6 protein-coding genes and 2 pseudogenes are annotated in these 19,970 nt (G+C 38.8%); 3 read left to right on the top strand and 5 right to left on the bottom strand.

What is annotated here, in order from left to right; genetic code table 11:
• Positions 1-670, top strand: a pseudogene (locus CA730_RS25240) (Eco57I restriction-modification methylase domain-containing protein); the annotation flags it as partial.
• A gap of 688 nt (positions 671-1,358) precedes the next feature.
• Complete coding sequence (gene chlP, locus CA730_RS18545; protein ID WP_096669532.1) at positions 1,359-2,579, top strand: geranylgeranyl reductase; 1,221 nt, start codon at positions 1,359-1,361, stop codon at positions 2,577-2,579.
• A 206-nt stretch (positions 2,580-2,785) separates the two neighbouring features.
• Here chlP and CA730_RS25760 read toward each other — a convergent pair.
• A pseudogene (locus CA730_RS25760) lies at positions 2,786-3,086 on the bottom strand (transposase); the annotation flags it as partial.
• Positions 3,087-3,468: 382 nt separating this feature from the next.
• On the opposite strand from CA730_RS25760, the gene CA730_RS18555 reads away from it, so the two are divergent.
• On the top strand, positions 3,469-3,879 hold the full coding sequence (locus CA730_RS18555) for a hypothetical protein (protein ID WP_096669534.1): 411 nt from the start codon (positions 3,469-3,471) through the stop codon (positions 3,877-3,879).
• An 11-nt stretch (positions 3,880-3,890) separates the two neighbouring features.
• Here the strand turns inward: CA730_RS18555 and CA730_RS18560 are convergent, their stop codons facing one another.
• From CA730_RS18560 to CA730_RS18570, 4 genes are all read right to left on the bottom strand, one after another.
• Complete coding sequence (locus tag CA730_RS18560) at positions 3,891-5,915, bottom strand: ABC transporter ATP-binding protein/permease (RefSeq protein WP_096669535.1); 2,025 nt, start codon at positions 5,913-5,915, stop codon at positions 3,891-3,893.
• Positions 5,916-6,030: 115 nt separating this feature from the next.
• A complete protein-coding gene (locus CA730_RS18565) occupies positions 6,031-18,465 on the bottom strand; it encodes a non-ribosomal peptide synthetase (RefSeq protein ID WP_096669537.1) in 12,435 nt (4,144 codons plus the stop codon).
• A gap of 1 nt (position 18,466) precedes the next feature.
• A complete protein-coding gene (locus tag CA730_RS26140; protein WP_255549941.1) occupies positions 18,467-18,592 on the bottom strand; it encodes a hypothetical protein in 126 nt (41 codons plus the stop codon).
• A gap of 155 nt (positions 18,593-18,747) precedes the next feature.
• On the bottom strand, positions 18,748-19,970 hold a 1,223-nt coding region (locus CA730_RS18570; protein ID WP_231939879.1), incomplete at its 5' end, for a thioesterase domain-containing protein.

The raw sequence follows: 19,970 nt of genomic DNA on the forward strand, positions 1-19,970 counted from the left end.
TAAGTATCACCTCAATGACTTTGCAAAGGTGATGCGTGGTATTGCCACAGGAGCGAATGATTTCTTTTTTTTAACAACACAGCAGGTTCAAGAACTGGCAATTCCTGAAGAATTTCTTAAACTCGCAATTGGACGGACAAAAGATGTAACAGGAGATAAATTAACTATTGAAGATATCAAAAAATTAGAAGAAAATAATCGTCCCACAATTTTACTTTCAATAAATAGTAATGATAATATCCCTGAATCAGTTGCTAACTATCTTGAAGAAGGTGAAAAATTAGGTTTGCCTGACCGTCCCCTGATTAAACAACGTAAATTGTGGTATAAAATAGAATATAGAGAAGTGCCACCCATATTATTTGCTTATCTTGGTAGACGCAATTCCCGGTTTATTAAAAATGAGGCTGGTGTTGTTCCATTAACAAGTTTTTTGTGTATTTATCCTATTTATGATGATGAACTATATATCGCTAATCTTTGTGAGGCTTTAAATGATCCTGAGACAATTAAAAATCTTAGACTGGTAGGCAAAAGCTATGGTTCTGGAGCAATTAAAGTTGAGCCTCGTAATCTTGATAAAGTTCCTATTCCAGAACATATAGTAGATAAATATAACTTAAGCCGACAAAAATATAAAACTAAAAGTCAGCAACTTGAACTGTTTTAAGCTGTTACACAGATAAATTTAAGGCTCTTGAGTACATAATATGCAAAATCTGAACAAAGAAATCTCATAAAGCTTGCTGTGTAGAAGAAATAAGCCATATTTTTGAATATTATGGCAAAATTTTTTCTCTTTGCCCTGTTCCCTGTTCCCTGTTCCCTATTACCGACTGGTAACTTAGCATAACAAGTACCGAAGAGCCAAATTTAATAAATAAATAGCATTACCTTGATTTTTAATTGTGCGTATTTAATAAGTAAGACCTCCTTTATTGTTCCATAGGCGCATTTAATTGCTTTGTTTGTTTTCTCTTTCATATCCTGTAATTGCTGTTACACATATACGGCGGGAAAACCTATCAAATAGAGAAATTTGCATATTTAATGAGGCTTTGGTGGGTGAAGGTATGATTTTTTCTCACGCAGAGGCGCAGAGTCGCAGAGAGTAAGAGTTTGAGAAATAGAATGTTTGATTTTTATACCTCAATTCAGCAAGATCCATATTTAATGATTAGTTGTTCTTCTAGTTATCATTGACTAATATTTACTCATAAGATATAAAAAACACGGGTTTCATGTCGAAATATTAAGGAATATTGTATTTATATCAAAACCTGGAGCTACAAAGGAAATTCAGCCAAAAGTCCGTGATAGGATACTTTGGGAAAATATTCATAATTAGGAGAAAACCTTTGACACTACGGGTTGCTGTTGTGGGTTCGGGACCTGCGGGTTCATGCGCTGCCGAAACCCTAGCTAAAGCTGGGATTGAAACCTATTTGTTTGAGCGCAAGTTAGATAACGCCAAACCTTGTGGGGGTGCTATTCCCCTCTGTATGGTGAGTGAGTTTGACTTACCACCGGCAATTATTGACCGTCGGGTACGGAAGATGAAAATGATTTCTCCTTCTAATCGTGAAGTTGATATCAATCTGATAAATGAAGAAGAATATATAGGAATGTGCCGCCGCGAAGTGCTGGATGGTTTCTTGCGAGACCGGGCGGCAAAATTAGGGGCAAATTTAATTAACGCCACTGTTCATAAAGTTGATATCCCTGGGAACAATACCGACCCCTATACCATTCACTACGTTGACCATACAGGGGACGGGGCGCAAGGCGTTACCAAAACCCTAAAGGTGGATTTAATCGTGGGTGCTGACGGGGCAAATTCCCGCGTTGCCAAGGATATGGGTGCTGGAGATTACAATTATGCGATCGCCTTCCAAGAACGCATTCGTCTTCCCCAAGACAAAATGGACTATTACAACGACCTCGCCGAAATGTACGTTGGCGATGATGTTTCCACCGACTTCTACGCTTGGGTATTCCCCAAATACGATCACGTAGCCGTCGGTACTGGCACAATGCACATCAACAAAGCCAGAATCAAACAATTTCAAACTGGTATTCGCGCCCGTGCTTCGGAAAAACTCGCCGGTGGTGAAATCATCAAAATCGAGGCCCACCCCATCCCTGAACATCCCCGCCCCCGTCGCGTTGTCGGTCGTATAGCCTTGGTAGGAGATGCTGCTGGTTATGTTACCAAGTCTTCCGGGGAAGGTATCTACTTCGCGGCTAAATCCGGTAGAATGTGCGCCGAAGCCATTGTCGAAGCCGCTAACAGTGGGGCGCGGATTCCCATAGAAGCCGACCTCAAGGTATACCTCAAACGTTGGGATAGGAAATACGGACTCACCTACAAAGTATTAGACATTCTCCAAAACGTCTTCTACCGTTCCGATGCTACCCGGGAAGCATTTGTAGAAATGTGTGATGATTTGGACGTACAAAAGCTAACTTTTGATAGTTATCTCTATAAAACCGTAGTTCCTGCTAACCCCTTCACCCAATTAAAAATTACTGCCAAAACCCTTGGTAGTTTAATTCGTGGTAACGCCCTTGCACCCTAAATATAGGAAATCAGAAGCCAGAAATTCGTTTCTGGACTTCTTTTTTTGGGGTCGCTTTCTCCTGTGTTCTACTGATTACCACACAGGTATCGCAGATTTACCTTCATTTAGGGATGCGATCGCAAAGCACAGTCAACATCAACAAAAGAGAATATGTAGGGCTTGCTGAAAAAGTAGAAAAAGGCAAAAAAAAATTGACCAGGTAGTTAGGCAAAAGCAAAGATAAGTTTTTGTTGTTTAAAATTAGGCAAAACATCACTTTTTTTAATCAAATTAGAGAAGAAAGAGATTATTTGGGAAAATTGCCATAAAAATCCCCAAAAACCCCTTGATAGTAAGGTAGAAAGATTCATAACTAAAAAAGTAATAGCAATAGCAGTCTCCAGAGGTATGAGGAAGTTTAGCCATGACTCTACCCAAACTAAATCTTCGTTTACCCTGCCCAAATTTACCTTCAATACAGTTACGAATACCTTCGTCATAAGCAGCCTGTTTCTTATTTTCTTTACATGAACCCCACATTCCGCACTTCATTTTGTAATACACCAAGATTACCATTATAGGGCTAATAATAGTCAGATAGCGATTCCTACGGAGCGCTTCGCGATCGCATTACCACCAGGAAAAATCAGGATTAATACTTAATAAAACTATCCTAATTTGGTAACATTTTTTGAAGTATAAATATGTGACATTTTGAAGTGCGGAATGCCGGATGAACTACTAGGAACGAATCGCACAGCGTAACTTTCTGTACCGTTGCTCATTTCACCCCTCGCCCCTCAATATATCCTTGGATAGATTTTGTCTAAAAAATTCTGAATATCATAAATGAAAGGTATGAAATCCTGAGTATACAAAAAATCTTTTTTATTACATTGCTTCTTCTATGAATAAATATTGTCGTGATCAAGCTAGAGATGAACTTTGGTTAATGATGGGAGCAGGAGCAACAGCGGGAGTTGCGGGTGGAATTTCTCCTATTGTTGCGCTCACATTTCAAACCACTTTAGCTGGTGTACAGGGTGTTGTAATCACTCGCATTGCTCAAATTTATGACATGAGTTTGATACCTGCTAGTGGTGCTGGAGCAATGGCCGCAGCAATTATAGGCGTAGGTGGTGGACAATTCCTTTTTAATATAGGCAGTATTGTAGCAGGGTTGATTCCTGGTATTGGCTCAGTGGTTCAACCCGCAATGGGAGCGGCCGCAGTTAAAGCACTGGGTGAAGTTGCTATTACCTATTTTGAAAATATGTATCCCAACAAAATCTACAGCCCAAAAACAAAAACATTGTAGTTTGTCTCACCCTAAACTTTTACCCATTTCAAAACATTGGGGTCTTTATTATAGCTGTAGGTAGAACCATCCTCAGTAGTAATAGTTTGACTTTTACTGGCTTTAGTTCTCACAGTCCCCAGTGAATAGTCTGTTAATTTCTGCATTTCTTGATGAGAAAGTCCGGTAATGACACTTACTTGTGTTGCTGTTTCTGATTGATTAGGAGATTGATTAGTGACCAAATTATCTATTGTCATTTCAGTATTTCCAGCAGCACTGATGACAACTGATTGTAATTTCTGACGTTGATAATCTTGTACAGTCAAAAGTTGCCAACTAGAATCTTGAGAAAGTTCTAAAACCCATTGATGATAATCAAATAAGCTTTCTCGATGTCCGACACTGATAAATGTTGTTTTTGCTGCTCGTAATTGTTGATATAAGTTACCTTCATTCTTTAAATCTAAAGCACTCGTAGCTTCATCTAAGATAGTGAAACCAGGTTGAGTAACTAACAGTCTGGCAAATGCTAAACGTTGTTGCTCTCCTAAAGATAATATATTTTCCCAAGGAACTTCAGTATCAAAACCATCTACTCGACTTAATAAACTATCCAGATTAACTTGTTTTAAAACTTCTTTGAGCGCGCGATCGCTGACTATTCGTTCTGTATGTGGATAAAGTAACTGTTCCCGCAAAGTTCCTAAAATAATGTAAGGACGTTGAGGTAAAAACAACACTTCTTCCAAAGGAGGCCGCACCAGACGACCTGTTCCTGCATTCCACAAACCAGCGATCGCTCTCAACAAAGAACTTTTACCCCTACCACTCGGACCAACAATTAATAAACCTTCTCCTGGTTGTACAGAAAGTGATAAATCTTCCACAATTACCCTTTCATAATCGGGAGTTTGTAAAGTTACTTGATCAAAACTAATATAATTATCTTCTACTGTTTTAATAGTATTAGCATTTTCCGATTGTTTAGTAACTGCTTCCAAAGCAAAAGAAAAATTAGATAACCGCTCAACATAAACAGAGAACTTCCCTGAAATTCCAAACTCATTAATTAATTCTGCTAGAGCATTAGCAAAAAGATAAGCACACAAAGAAGCTTGACTAATTTCTCCAAATTCCAAATGATTTGCAATATATAAAGGACCCAATATTAAAAATGGAAATACCTCAATTACAGCTTGATATCCTCTATTAAAAAAGTCTTGATTTCTTTCCCAGCTAATTTTCCTTTTAGCAATCTTGATTAACTCATCAAATCTTTTACCAATAATATTTGACTCTTGTTTTTCTCCCCGAAAAAAAGCTATAGATTCAGCATGAACCCTAACATGAGTTAAACAATAGTTATAATCAGCCTTAGATTCCAGTTCCTCTTGATTAACTTTATTTATTTCTTGATTCAAATAGAAAGCAACTAGATTACCCAAAAGAGTATAAATTACTAAAATAATTGCAACTTGTTTGGAAATTGACCAAATAATTATAATATAAGCTGCGATTTCCAGTATTTTTTCTAGTAAGGTAGTTGAAAAAGTCAAAGCATTATTTATAACAGGTTCAATTTCTTGGGTGATGCGTTGATCAGGATTATCAATATCAGACTTAAAATTGATTTTGTAGTATGCTCTTTCATGTAAATATTTTGCAAGAATGTGATTATTTAACCATTCATACCACTCTAGGACGATTTGCCTTCTGACAAACTTAGAAAACCCTACCAATGCTGTTACAAATGCTAGGGTTATAGCATAAGTAAATACAATATTAAAAAACTGAGAAACATCTTTTCCTGTAATAGTAATATCAACTATGTAGCGATAAAGAAAATTACTAAATACATTTAAACTAACAAGTCCAATTATAAGTATTATCAATAGAATAAGCATTCCCCAGGAACGAATCACGTCTGAAAATGCTCTTTCCCTTGAGGTATTTGGATACCAATAAGGTTCGGCAATAGATTGAACATTTTTCCAAAATTGAGTCAAAGCTGAAAAAGGATTTGTCGAAGGTTCAGGTTGAACTTGAGTTGGCATAGTTGTCAGTTGTTGGTTGTCAGTTGTTGGTTGTCAGTTGTTGGTTGTCAGTTGTTGGTTGTTTAAAATAACCAATCATCAATTACCCATTACCCATTACCAGATTTATTCAAAACTAGGTATTGCCAAAAATCACTTGTTTTTGTAGCAATCGTTCATCTATAAAACCGCTACTGATGAAATAGGAAATATAAGTCCTCAATAAATCTTGATCCAACACAGGATACATAATACCAGCATTCCTTAGCCCATTGACCATGTTTTGATAGTCAGTCAACGGTTCAGAACCATTTTCTAGTGACGTTTTGGGGATGACATGAGACACAACTCTTAAATTATCCGTATCACACACTTGACTGTTAAGAAAAATCTCTGAATGCCATCGCTCTACAGGAATCATCTGTACAGGGTATCCTAAAGACAAAATCAAATTAAACAAATTCCGGATACTAGTAGATTCAGGATTAACCAGGTGAAATGCTTGTCCTAAAGATTCTGTTTGTTTTGACAGATGAACTATGATCTTGCTCACATAGTCCACAGGAGTCAAATTATCCTCCATCTGTACATCAGGAAATATTCTGGTTTCTAAACAACCTTTGACTAACCTGCAAAATAAATCATCTGTGTTACTAATACCTGTTTGGGTACTTCCTGTAATCCTTGATGCTCGATAAATAGCCACAGGTAGACCTAAATGACGAGCTTGCATCACTAATTTCTCTGCTATCCACTTGCTTTGGACATAGCCATTTTCTAAGACTTGATATTGTTCAAGGAGATCAGACTCTAAAATTAATCCTGCTTCATTGGGAGTAGCTGCTGACAAAACGGATGTAGTTGAAATGTAATGTAAAGGTTTAACTTTGATTTCACAGGCTAACCGAATGATTTCTTGAGTTCCCAACACATTAGCAGGTTTTAAAACAGAGTAGGGATAAATAACATTAATCCAAGCGCCACAATGATAGATAACATCTATCTGACTTGCTAACTTTTGATACTCTGATGTGGAAAGACCTAAATATTTTTTCCCTAAATCTCCAACTACAGGAATAATACGTTTTCTGTCAACTCCTGACCAGAGTTTGTACAATTGCAGTTGATTTTCTAGCTTTTGTCGTGCCTGTTCAATATCAGTAGCACGAATCAAACAATAAATATCAGACTCAGTTTGTTGCAGGAGTTCATAAAGTAAATGACTACCCAGAAAACCAGTCACTCCTGTTAAAAAGATTCCTTGAGGTTTGTTGTTGTACTCTGTAGAGACGCTATATATAACCTCTCTACGGATTTGAATACTGGCATCTAAAACTGCTTCTGCTTTTAAATCAAGGCTAGTGGTACTAATGGTATTCGTCTGATTTGTTGGTAGAGACTTTGTATACAACGTCTCTACTAACCCGGCAGCCAGTTCTGCGACTGTGGGATTTTCAAACAAATAACGTAGGGGTAAATCTATTTGCAAAGTCTCTCTTAACAGAGACATCACTTGCATAGCGCGTAAAGAATTGCCCCCCATGTCAAAAAAGTTGTTATGAATGCCTAAATGTGTTGTACCTAAAACACTACTCCAAATATCTGCTATCAATTTTTGTGTGTGAGTAGTGGGTAAAACAAAGTTAGTCAAGTCAATCTCTTGGCTGGGTGCAGGTAAGGCGCGACGATCTACTTTACCATTAGTCGTGACTGGTAAACCCTCCATCATGACAAAAGCTGTGGGAATCATATAATTTGGCAGCTTTTGTTTCAAGAAGCTTTGTAATTCATTTTGGGTTAAGGATGGATTATCAGAGACAACATAAGCAACCAATTGTTTATGTCCTGGTTGATCTTCTCTGAGCATTACCACCTGGCAAATTACATCAGGATGCTGAACCAAGAGACTTTCAATTTCTCCCAGTGCAACGCGGAAACCTCTGATTTTCACTACATCATCAATACGTCCGATAAACTCAATGTTACCGTCGGGTAAATAACGTGCTAAATCCCCTGTTTTATATAATTTTGGATTTTGGATTTGAGATTTTGGATGATTAAAGGGATAAGCAATAAATTTCTCTTGTGTTAATTCTGGACGGTTGAGATAACCCCGTGCTAAACGCTCACCACCAATGTACAATTCACCTTTTACTCCAATTGGGACTGGTTGCAGATTAGAGTCAAGAATGTAAATTTCTGTATTAGCAACAGGACGACCTATAAGGACTGTATTAGTTTTTTCTGGTTGGTAATTCTGCACATCATAGACGATGGCTGTAACCGAGGCTTCTGTGGGACCGTAGGCATTTAAACAAGTTATTCTATTCCCTACCAATTGCTGCCACATTGCCACTGTTTCCGGTAAAACTGTATCTCCACCCACAGTCAATAACCGTAAACTTTGGGGTACGGTGGCATAGGATTGAGATACTGCTACCATCCATTCATGCCAATAGGCTGAAGTCAGAGTTAAAACACTTAGCTGTTGTTGTTCTATAAACTGGGCAAAATTGGCAAAGGAAGAAAACATTTGTGTTGGTCTTAATACTAATGTTCCGCCTTTAAACCAAGTGGGGAAGATTTCTTCTAGTGCTACATCAAAGCCAAAAGCCGCAAATTGTAAAACACGATCGCTACTTGTCAAACCAAATGTTTCACTAATGGCACTGCTATGATTTACCAAAGCTCCATGAGTTAACATCACACCTTTGGGATTGCCAGTAGAACCAGAAGTATACAATACACAAGCCAAGTTTTCCGCTACTACTTCACTGACCGGATTTTCTGGACTGTGAGAATTGAATACTTCCCATTCTTGATCTAAGACAATAACTTTTACCCCTTCCACTGGCAAGGAATTGAGTAAACTTTCTTGTGTGATCAGTACAGAAATTTGTGAATCTTGGGAGATGTAAGTTAATCGCTGTTGGGGATAATCAACATCTAGGGGAACATAACCACCACCAGCTTTGAGGACTGCTAACAATGCTACAGTCATCGAAAGCGATCGCTCTAAATAAATTCCTACCAAAACCTCTGCACCCACACCCAGAGATTGTAAATAGTGTGCTAATTGATTCGCTTGGGTGTTTAACTGTTGATAAGTCAGTTTTTGATCATCAAACACCACGGATACAGCATCCGGTGTTAATTCTACCTGCTCCTCAAATAATTGATGGAGACATTTACCTACAGGATAATCAGCTTTAGTATAATTCCACTCAATCAGTAACTTTTGTTGTTCAACTGCTGTTAATATGGGCAACTGGTCAATGCGTTCTTGGGGATTATTTACCACTGCTTCCAACAAAGTCACAAAATGACCAATCATGCGCTGGATGGTGCTATGGTCAAACAGATCAGTGTTGTATTCCCACAATCCCACCAGTCCGTTATCAGTGTTCTGGATGAATAATGTCATATCAAATGCAGCAGTCACACCTTTAAATGGTACGGAACTAACGGTTAACCCGTTTAACTCCAACTCAGACACAGGAGCATTTTGCAGGTTAAACATGACTTGGAATAGTGGTGTATGGGATAAATCCCGTTCTAGTTGCAATGCTTCCACCAGCATCTCAAAGGGCAGATGTTGATGAGCATAAGCACCCAAAGCCATTTCCCGCACACGAGACAGCAATTCGCTAAAACGGGGATTACCTGCCAAATTACTACGCATCACCAAAGTATTGACAAAAAAGCCAATTAACCCTTCTATTTCCGAGCGATCGCGGTTAGCAATGGGTGAACCTACCAAAATATCTGATTGTCCAGTGTAGCGATAAAGCAGAGTATCATAAGCAGCCAACAAGGTCATAAATAGGGTACAACCTTGATCATGACTGAGTTTGATCAATTTATCAGTTAACTCAACTGACAGGGCAAATTCATGAGTTGCACCAACTAAAGTCTGTACAGCAGGTCTGGGGCGGTCTGTGGGTAATGATAATAAGGTTGGTGCGTCTTTGAGTTGTTGTTCCCAGTATGTTAATTGATTTTGTAGTACATCCCCTTGCAACCATTGTCTTTGCCAAATTGCAAAATCAGCGTACTGAATTGGTAGGGGTGTTAAAGGTGAAGGTTGATTTTGACAATAAGCATTATATAGCTGTGTCAGTTCTTGGAAAAACACACCCATTGACCAACCATCGGAAACAATGTGGTGCATACACACTAACAATATTTGCTCTGTCTGGTTCACTAAGATTAACTGTACTCTAATTAACGCTTCTGTTTCTAACTCAAATCCTGTCATCTTTTGTTGTTGCGTTAATTGTTCTACAGCTATTTCTTGTTCTGTTTTGGGTAAGTGCTGTAAGTCAACAATTGATACTATTCCCTGTTCCTTGTTCCCTGTTTTCTGTTCTCTAATAACTTGAATTGGTTGTCCGTCAATGCTGGTGAAATTAGTACGTAAGGCTTCGTGACGATGAATAATTGTTTGTAAGCTTTGCTCTAATGCTGTAATTTGCAATTTTCCTCGCAAATGTAAAGCTGTGGGTATGTTGTATACTACACTGTTAGCCTCAAATTGGTCTAAGAACCACAAACGCTGTTGGGCAAAAGACATTGGTAAGTCTGCATCTTTGGCTCTGGGTGACAGAGGTGGTGTTGACAGTTCTAAGTTGTCTTGTTGTAATTGGGTAATAATATGGGCTAGTTCTCTGACTGTGGGGGCAGCAAACAATTTATTCAATGGTAGTTCCACTTGGAATATGTTGCGGATACGTGAAACTATTTGTGTTGCTAGTAGGGAATGTCCCCCCAGTTCAAAGAAGTTGTCATTTACACCCACAGATTCTACTTTTAGCACTTGTAACCACGTTTGTGTTAGCAGTTCTTCTATGGGGTTGCGTGGAGCAACATATTTTTCTACTATTGTGCTGTCTAATTCTGGTTTTGGTAGGGCGCGACGGTCTATTTTGCCGTTGGGTGTCTGTGGTAGATTTTCCAATCTGACTAAGGCTGATGGTATCATGTACCCCGGCAGTTTATTCACCAGGAATTGACGAATGCTTGTAAGCTCTGGTGTTGTTTCTTTTTTCGCTACTATGTACCCAACTAAACGTTTTTCTGTGGGGTTGTCTTCATGGACGATGACGCATGATGTCTGAATTTGAGGATGTTGATTGAGTACCGCTTCTATTTCTCCTAACTCAATACGGAATCCTCTGATTTTTATTTGGTTGTCTATGCGTCCTAAGTATTCTATGTTCCCATCTGGTAGATAACGGGCTAAGTCTCCTGTTTTATACAGTTTTTTGCCATTATTAAACGGATTAGCGATAAATTTCTCTTTTGTCAACTCAGGACGGTTGAGATAACCTCTTGCTAACCCATTTCCTCCTATATGTAATTCTCCTGGTACTCCTATGGGTACTGGTCGTAAATTCTCATCTAAAATGTAGACTTGTGTGTTAGCTATGGGGCGACCAATTGGTGGTGAGATATGATGATCTTGTCTACCAGACACTACTTTCCCTGAAGTTGTCACTACTGTATTTTCCGTAGGACCATAATTATTTACTAATTGGAAAGGAAGTAAATTTAATGGACATTGATTAAGTTTATCTCCGCCAGTTAGTATGGTTCGCACAGTTGTACTGTCTTTCCATTCCAGTGACAATAGCTGCTCCGCTACTGGTGTCGGTAAAAAACTAATGGTGATTTTTTTCTCTTGCAACCAATCTTGTAAATCCACTGGAGACATCAGGATTTCTGATTTAACTAAATAAATACTTGCTCCTGCGGTGAGGTAAGGCCACAACTCCCATACGGCAGCGTCAAAGGCGATGGAAGCTACTTGACCGGCTTTGTCTAAGGCAGTAATTTCAAAAGTACGTTGATGCCAGAATACTAGATTTAGCAGTGCATCATGAACAATCATTACTCCTTTAGGCTGACCTGTAGAACCAGAAGTATAAATCAGATAAGCTAGGTTATTAGCTGTGACAGCATTAGTCACATTTTCCTGGCTAAATTCGGAAATTACTTCCCAGTCAGTATCCAAGCATATTATCTGTTTTTGATAATCAGGTAGTCGCTTAATTAGATGCTGTTGAGTTAGTAGCACGGCAACTTGAGTATCTTCTAACATGAAGCTCAAGCGTTCTTGGGGATACTCAGGATCTAGTGGTACATAAGCCCCACCAGCTTTGAGAATAGCCAATAGTCCTACAACCATATCAAGCGATCGCTCAACACAAATCCCCACCAGTGTATCTGGTTTTACACCCAAAGATTGTAAGTGATGTGCTAACTGATTAGCCCGACTGTTCAATTGCTGATAGGTTAGTTGTTCGTTTTCAAACACTACTGCTATTGCATCTGGTGTTTTCTCTACCTGCTCTTCAAATAACTGATGGATGCACTTATCAACAGGATATTCAACTTGAGTATCATTCCACTCTACCAATAATTGATGTTGCTCAGTTTCTGTCAACAAAGGTAATTGGGAAATTCGCTGTTGGGGATCAGCAACAATTCCAGATAACAATGTTTGGAAATGTCCTAACAAACGACAAATCGCTGCATCATCAAATCGGCTTGTATCATAACTAATTATTACCAGTAATTCCTGACCAGGAATTACTCCCACTGTTAAAGGATAATTGGTTTGCTCAATACCCTGAACATTATCTATTGAAAAACCATAATTGTTTTTTTCCGCTGCTTCACTAACCGGATAATTCTCAAAAACAACCAGACTCTCAAATAAAGAACTCCCTCCAGGAACATCACTCAATCTTTGAATATCTGCCAATGAGCTATAGGAATATTGTTCAGACTCAACTTGCTGTATTTGTAGATCTTTCAACAAAGCCAAAACTTCAGTTTCAGGACAAGTTTTAACTCTCACTGGTAAGCTATTGATAAATAATCCTACCATTGACTCCACACCCATTAAAGATGGAGGACGACCAGATACTGTAGCACCAAAAACAATATCTGATTCTTGACTGTACCGAGATAATAATAAACCCCAAGCTCCCTGCACCAAATTATTCATCGTCAGTTGATGCTTTCGGACAAAGGTCTGTAAAGCTTCTGTTTGTTGCGCTGTCAGTTGAATTTTTTGTTCCCTGTAACGAGAATCTAACTGTTTCTGGTTTGACGATAATTTATCAACTGTTAAAGGAGTTGGTGCTGTAAAACCTTGCAGTTTTTCTCGCCAAAATTCTTCAGCTTTGCTCAAGTCTTGCTGCTGTAACCAAGCAATATATTTGTCATAGCTTAAAACTGCTGGTAGTGTTGGATTTTCACCTTTGATAATTGCTTGATAAAAATACAATAGGTCTTGGAACAGTAAAGGCACTGACCAGCCATCAAGCAATAAATGATGAAAATTCCACACAAATTGATAACTATCTGCACTCAATTGTATAACACTTAACTGCATTAATGGTGCTGTAGACAGTTGGAAACCCTGTTTTCTCTGAGACTGCACTAACACCTCTAATTTTTCTTGTGCTTCTTGAGTCGATAGGTGCTGCCAATCCTCGCTCTCTATTTTAACATCCACTTGCCGATAAACTATTTGCACCGGCTCTGCCAACTGCTCCCAAATAAAAGCAGTCCGCAATATTGAATGTCTTGCTACTACTTGCTGCCAAGCTTTTTCAAATGCTACCAGGTTTAGTTTACCACTCAAATTGTAAATCGACTGTTCAAAATATACTTGAGAATCAGGGGCATACAAACTTTCAAACAGCATCCCCTCTTGCATTGGTGACAGTGGATATATATTTTCAATATTTCGCCAGTTAGTTTTTTTCGTTTTGCCGAAACTTGCCAATAGTTGGTCTATTTCTAACTGGTTGAGCTTCACTAATGGGAAATCTGAAGGTGTATGACCTCCATTTTTACCTGATGCACAATGAGTAATGATGTCCTGTAATGTGTTGACAAATTCCCTTGCTAGGTTTTCAATTGTGGCTGCTTGGTGAAGATTTGTGCTGTATGTCCACTCTATTTGCAACTGTTCTTCAACTATCATGCTGTTTATATCTAGCAGATGAGGGCGGTTGTTTTGTAAACCGTGCATTTTTCCCGCAGACTCACTAGCTGGCTGCATCCAAGAGGTTGTATTAATCTGTTGATCAAATTGACCTAAATAATTAAAACTGATTTCGGCTTGGGGTAATGTCTTGAGTTGTTTGCCAATTTCTGGATCTTGACTCAGATAGCGCAATAGTCCATAACCAATGCCTTTATTGGGAATAGCCCGCAGTTGTTCTTTAACAGATTTTAAAACATTCCCCAGAAAAGCATCCCCTAAATTGTCTGTAGTTGGGAGTTCTACCACTACGGGGAATATAGTTGTAAACCAACCTATTGTCCGTGATAAATCTACACTATCAACAATATCTTCCCGTCCATGACCTTCTAAGTTGAACAACACATTTTTAGAGTTTGTCCATTTGCTCAAAACTAACGCTAAAGCGGTCAGGAGAACATCGTTAATTTGTGTGTTGTAAGCTTTTGGTACATCGTGCAGTAAGGCGTGAGTTTCTGCCTCACTTAAAGACAATAAAACTGTGTTAGCTGCGGCAACAGTATTTTCCCCTTTTGTATGGTCAACAAAGATGGAAGGAACTGCGGCGCGAGTTTCATTCAACCAATAAGCCGCTTCCGATTTGAGGGTTTGTGATTGGGCATAAGCTGTTAATTGCTCAGACCAATCTTTAAAAGATGTGGTTTTGGCAGGAAGCTGAATATCTTTGCCTTGCTCAAGTTGCTGGTAGGCTGTTTGTAGGTCTTCTAATAAGATTCTCCAGGAAACTCCGTCAATGGCTAGGTGATGGATGGTTATTTGTAATCTCGCTCTTTTTCCTATGCCTAGATGGAATAAGGCTACTTGTACTAGGTTTTCTGATATGTCTAGGTTGGCTTGTAATAAATTTCCTTGTGCTTCAATGGCTTCTGGTTGTTTATGTTCTGGAATTGTTGATAGGTCTATCTCATGGAAGGCTATTTGATCTTTTGGAGCGGTGTATGTCTGTTCCCAATTGGAGTTTTTTTGGCTAAAACTTAGTCTTAGGGCATCATGATGTGTTAGCAGTTGCTGGAATGCTTGTTTTAATGGTTCTGGTTTTATGTCGCTGGGAACTGATAGCAGGAATGCTTGGTTGAAGTGGTGTGGTTGTGTAAAGTTTTGCTCAAAAAACCAGTGTTGAATGGGTGTTAGGGGTAATTTACCTGTGACTAGTTCTTGTTTTATTTCTATGGTTTTGATGTTCGGTGCTATTGCTGCTAGTTCGGCGATTGTTTGATTGGCGAATAGTTGTTTGGCTGTTAGTTGTAGTCCTGCTTGTTTGGCTTTGGCTAAAATTTGGATGCTGAGTATTGAGTCTCCTCCGAGTTCAAAGAAGTTATCGTTAATTCCTATTTGTTTTGTTCTCAGCACTTCTGCCCAAATCTGGGCTAGTATTTTTTCGGTTTGATTACGTGGGGGGACAATTTTTATTTCTAATCCTGTACGGGTTTCTGGTGCTGGTAATGCTCGACGATCTATTTTGCCGTTGGGTGTTATGGGTAGGGTTTCTAGTGTGACAAAACTATGAGGCACCATATATTCTGGCAGTGTTTCTTTGAGATATTGGCGCATTTCACTGATGGTTACTGTGGAATGCTGATGTGGTATTAGGTAGGATACTAATTGCTTCTGTCCAGGGTTGTCTTCACGGACGATGACGCAGGATGTCTGGATTTGAGGATGTTGATTGAGTACCGCTTCTATTTCTCCTAACTCGATGCGGAAGCCCCGAATTTTAACTTGATTGTCTATGCGTCCTATGTATTCTATGTTCCCATCTGCTAAGTAACGCGCTAAGTCTCCTGTTTTGTAAATTCTCTCAACTTGACCATTTATGTCTATTTCTATAAATTTTTCCCCAGTCGCTTGGGGACGATTTAAATATCCTCTAGCTAAACCAACTCCAGCTATACACAGTTCTCCTGGTATTCCTGGTGGTAATAGTTGATTGTTTTTATCTAAGATATAGGTGCGAATATTAGATATTGCTTTACCAATGGCTGGTTTTTTTCCATTGGGTTGACAATGGAAGATGGTGGCGGTAACTGTAGATTCTGTCGGTCCGTAGCAGTTGTAGAATTTTCTTTCTGTTCCCCACTGATTCACTAATTCTGTTGTACAAGCTTCTCCTCCTACTGTGATACATTGCAAATCAGGTAATTTTGCTTTGGGTAATACAGATAAGGCTGATGGTGATAGGAAGCTATGGGTAATTTTGTTTACTGTTAAGAAGTCTACTAAGCTTTGACTTGGCAATAAGGTTACTTTATTTCCTAAGTACAAACAAGCTCCTGTGACTAAGGCTGTGGTAATTTCACCTACGGATAAGTCAAAGCTAAAAGAACCAAATTGCAATAATCGGCTATGGTTTTGTACTTGGAATGTTTGTCCCCAGGTTAAACTTAAGTTGACTATGGCGCGATGCTCTATTGTTACTCCTTTGGGTTTTCCTGTTGAACCGGAGGTGTAAATTACGTAGGCTAAGTTTTCCGGTTGATTTTGGTGATTGGGGTTTTCGGTTAATTCTAAGTTAAATGTGTTTACTTCGACTTCGCTCAGTACAAGTTGCTCTAAACAAATTACCTGACAAGGCTTTTCTCTATTGTCTAAGGGTAATTGATTTAATAGTGATTTTTGTGTTAACAGCACTGATACTTGAGCGTCTTCTAACATGAAGCTCAAGCGTTCAGTGGGATACTCTGGGTCTAGGGGTACATACGCCCCTCCTGCTTTGAGTATACCTAATAATCCAATTACCATTTCTAGGGAACGTTCTACACAAATCCCTACTAATGTCTCTGGTTTTACACCCAAAGATTGTAAGTGATGTGCTAACTGATTCGCCCGACTATTCAATTGCTGATAGGTGAGTTGTTCATTTTCAAACACTACTGCTATTGCATTCGGTGTTTTCTCTACCTGCTCTTCAAATAACTGATGGATACATTTATCAACAGGATATTCAACTTGAGTATCATTCCACTCTGTTAATAGCTGGTGTTTTTCTGACTCAGTTAGTAGTGGTAACTCTCCTATTCTTTGCTCTGGGTTCTTAACTATCCCTGCCAACAAAGTCTGAAAATGATTAATCATCCTTGCAATAGTATCAGGAGCAAAAATATCGCTGTTATATTCCCAAGATCCAATTAATCCCTGTTGTGTCTGCCACATCGAGAGACCCAAATCAAACTTTGCAGTACCTCTATCTACAATTTCTGGAGTCAGACTAATACCAGGTAACTCTAAAGTATCCAGGGAGAAGTTTTCCAGCACAAACATCACCTGAAACAGTGGATTATAGCCCAGAGAACGTTCCGGTTTTAGTGCTTCTACGACTTGTTCAAATGGTATATCCTGGTGTGCGTGGGCATCCCAAACCACAGAACGAACTTTTTCTAGTAACTGTGAAAAACGAGGATTACCTTCCATCTGGGTACGCAATACCAATGTATTGACAAAAAAGCCAATTAGTGAATCAATTTCTCGGCGATTGCGGTTAGCAAAAGGTGAACCAATACAAATATCATCCTGACCACTGTAACGATGCAGTACCACAGCAAAAGCTGTTAACAGGGTCATAAACAAAGTTACACCTGATTTTTGACTGAGGGTGACAAGTTGAGAGGTTAAATCTGCATCAATGTTAAATTCTATACTCGCACCAGCGAAACTTTGCTCTGGTGGACGGGGATAATCTGTTGGTAACTCCAACAAAGGAGGTGTGCCGGCTAACTGTTGTTTCCAGTATTCCAGTTGCTTGTCTTGAACTTCTTTTGTTAACCATTCCCGTTGCCAAAGAGCAAAATCAGCGTATTGTATTGTTAATTCTGGTAAGGGGCTTGGTTTTCCCTGAATAAACGCTGGATAAAGTGCTTCTAATTCTTTGAAAAATACCCCCATTGACCAACCATCTATAATGATGTGGTGCATGGTGATCAGCAACAAATGGGATTCTGGATCTTGCTGTAGTAAAGTAGCTCTTATTAAAGGTTCTGTCCCTAAATCAAAAGACTTGTTAACCTCTTGATTGATAATTTCTTGTACAGCAATTTCTGTGAATTCTTGTACATTTATCACAGGAATGCTGAGAGTTAAATTAGGTCTAATTACCTGAAAAGGGACACCCTCTACCGTAGGAAAGTTAGTTCTTAAAACTTCATGACGGCGGATAATTTCGTTGATACTTTGTTCTAAAGCAGTCAAAGAAAGTTTACCAACAATTCTGAGTTGGAAACTTTCATTATAAGATGTGCTTTCCCCATCTAATTGAGACAGAAACCACATTCTTTGTTGGGCAAAAGATAAAGGTAAATCTTTGTCCCTGACAACGGGAACTAAGGATGAATAATTGATTTGTGTAGCTGTTTGTGCTTCTTGTAAAAAAGCAATAATTTCTGCTTTCCGTTCTTTAATTTGCTGTTTTATTTCATCTGTCATTGCTCCTTTAGGAGCGCGATAACGTAACTGACCATCCTCAACCCAAATTTTGATATCTAAATTATTGAGTAAGGACAAAAATTCAAATATAGCCATTTTATAAATAATCCTCTTCGTATTCTTGTGATGATGTTTCAGTAAAGGCATTTTGACTTTGAATTGCTTCAATTGTCTGAGCTAAACCAACAATAGTAGGTGTTTGCAACAAATGCTGGAGAGACAATTCTAGAGAGAAATCTTCCCGTAACCGAGAAATTACTTGACCAGCTAGTACAGGTTGGCGTAAATAACATAACCATTAAAAGCTCCGAAAATTTGACTGATTACAAGGCTTGAAAATGGTTCATTCACTTACGCCGCAGTGTACTAGTAGAGAATTTACCCCCAATTCAAAAAAGTTGTCGTCAAGGAAGATATTGCTTGGGAATTTATTGGGTAAGTCATCATCATCCGTAAGTGTGAGGCTAAAGTTTTGACATTAGGTTCATAAAGCATCCGGTGGTGATTTCCAGGTACAGATATTACTTTCACAGAGTTTTCTGTGTAATCTTGCCATCCCCAGTCCGGTAAATCGTAATTAGAAATAGCTCGAAGTTGTTGTAAAGCAACTTCATCCACTTCTTCAGCGCGGAATAAACCGATGGGCGCGGAAATTTGATGGGAAGGCCGATAATTATCATAATTAATTGCCATTTGTTTCATCACTTGCATATTAGTTTTAAGCAAAGACAGGCTTGAGTTTTCCGGTAGGACATCATGTTTGTATAAATACTCTGCCACCAAATCCCAACGGGCTAACTCGTCTGGTTGAGCAGCTAAATCAGCGTAGTCCAAACCTAATGAAATTCTCTCTACATTTTCTATATGTTGGAGTAATTGCCACATCCAATCAATATCTGTCATCTTACTTGAATATTCAGGGTGAATAACCAAGCCAGCATCCAAGATAGCCAGTAATTCTACTTTTTCACCCTGGTTTTCCAGTTGGCAAGCCATTTCAAAAGCAACGACAGAACCTCCTGAATATCCTGCCAGTATGTATGGACCATGAGGTTGTTGCTCACGTAATAAATCAATCATTTGACTACTATGCAGTTCTACTGAATCTGGAACTTTGCCAAATCCATTTCTTCCTGGAGTTTCTAAACTATAAACCGGATGATTTTCTAAGTTGATAGCCAAGTCTTTAAAATAGAAACCATGTCCGTTAGTACCAGGTAAACAAAATATAGGAGTGGCATTTCCTTGGGATTGGAGTGTAAGCAAATGGGGATGGGATTGCTGCACTTCATGGTCAGAGATTTGTAATGCTAATTGAGCAATTGTTGGATTGTCAAATAAACTACTTAAAGCAAGTTTTTGATTAAATACTTTTTGAATATGATTGAGCAATTTGACAGCAAATAAAGAATGTCCCCCCAGTTCAAAGAAGTTGTCATTTACACCCACAGATTCTATTTTTAGCACCTGTAACCAGGTTTGTGTTAACAGTTCTTCTATGGGGTTACGTGGAGCAACATATTTTTCTACTATTGTGCTGTCTAATTCTGGTTTTGGGAGGGCGCGATGGTCTATTTTACCGTTCGGTGTCAGTGGCAGAA

The organism is Dolichospermum compactum NIES-806, assembly GCF_002368115.1.
Lineage (GTDB): Bacteria > Cyanobacteriota > Cyanobacteriia > Cyanobacteriales > Nostocaceae > Dolichospermum > Dolichospermum compactum.

Excerpts from the sequence above, each read along its gene's own strand:
- CA730_RS18555 (WP_096669534.1), top strand. The coding sequence starts at position 3,469 with ATGAATAAATATTGTCGTGATCAAGCTAGAGATGAACTTTGGTTAATG.
- CA730_RS18565 (WP_096669537.1), bottom strand. The coding sequence starts at position 18,465 with ATGGCTATATTTGAATTTTTGTCCTTACTCAATAATTTAGATATCAAA.
- CA730_RS18560 (WP_096669535.1), bottom strand. The coding sequence starts at position 5,915 with ATGCCAACTCAAGTTCAACCTGAACCTTCGACAAATCCTTTTTCAGCT.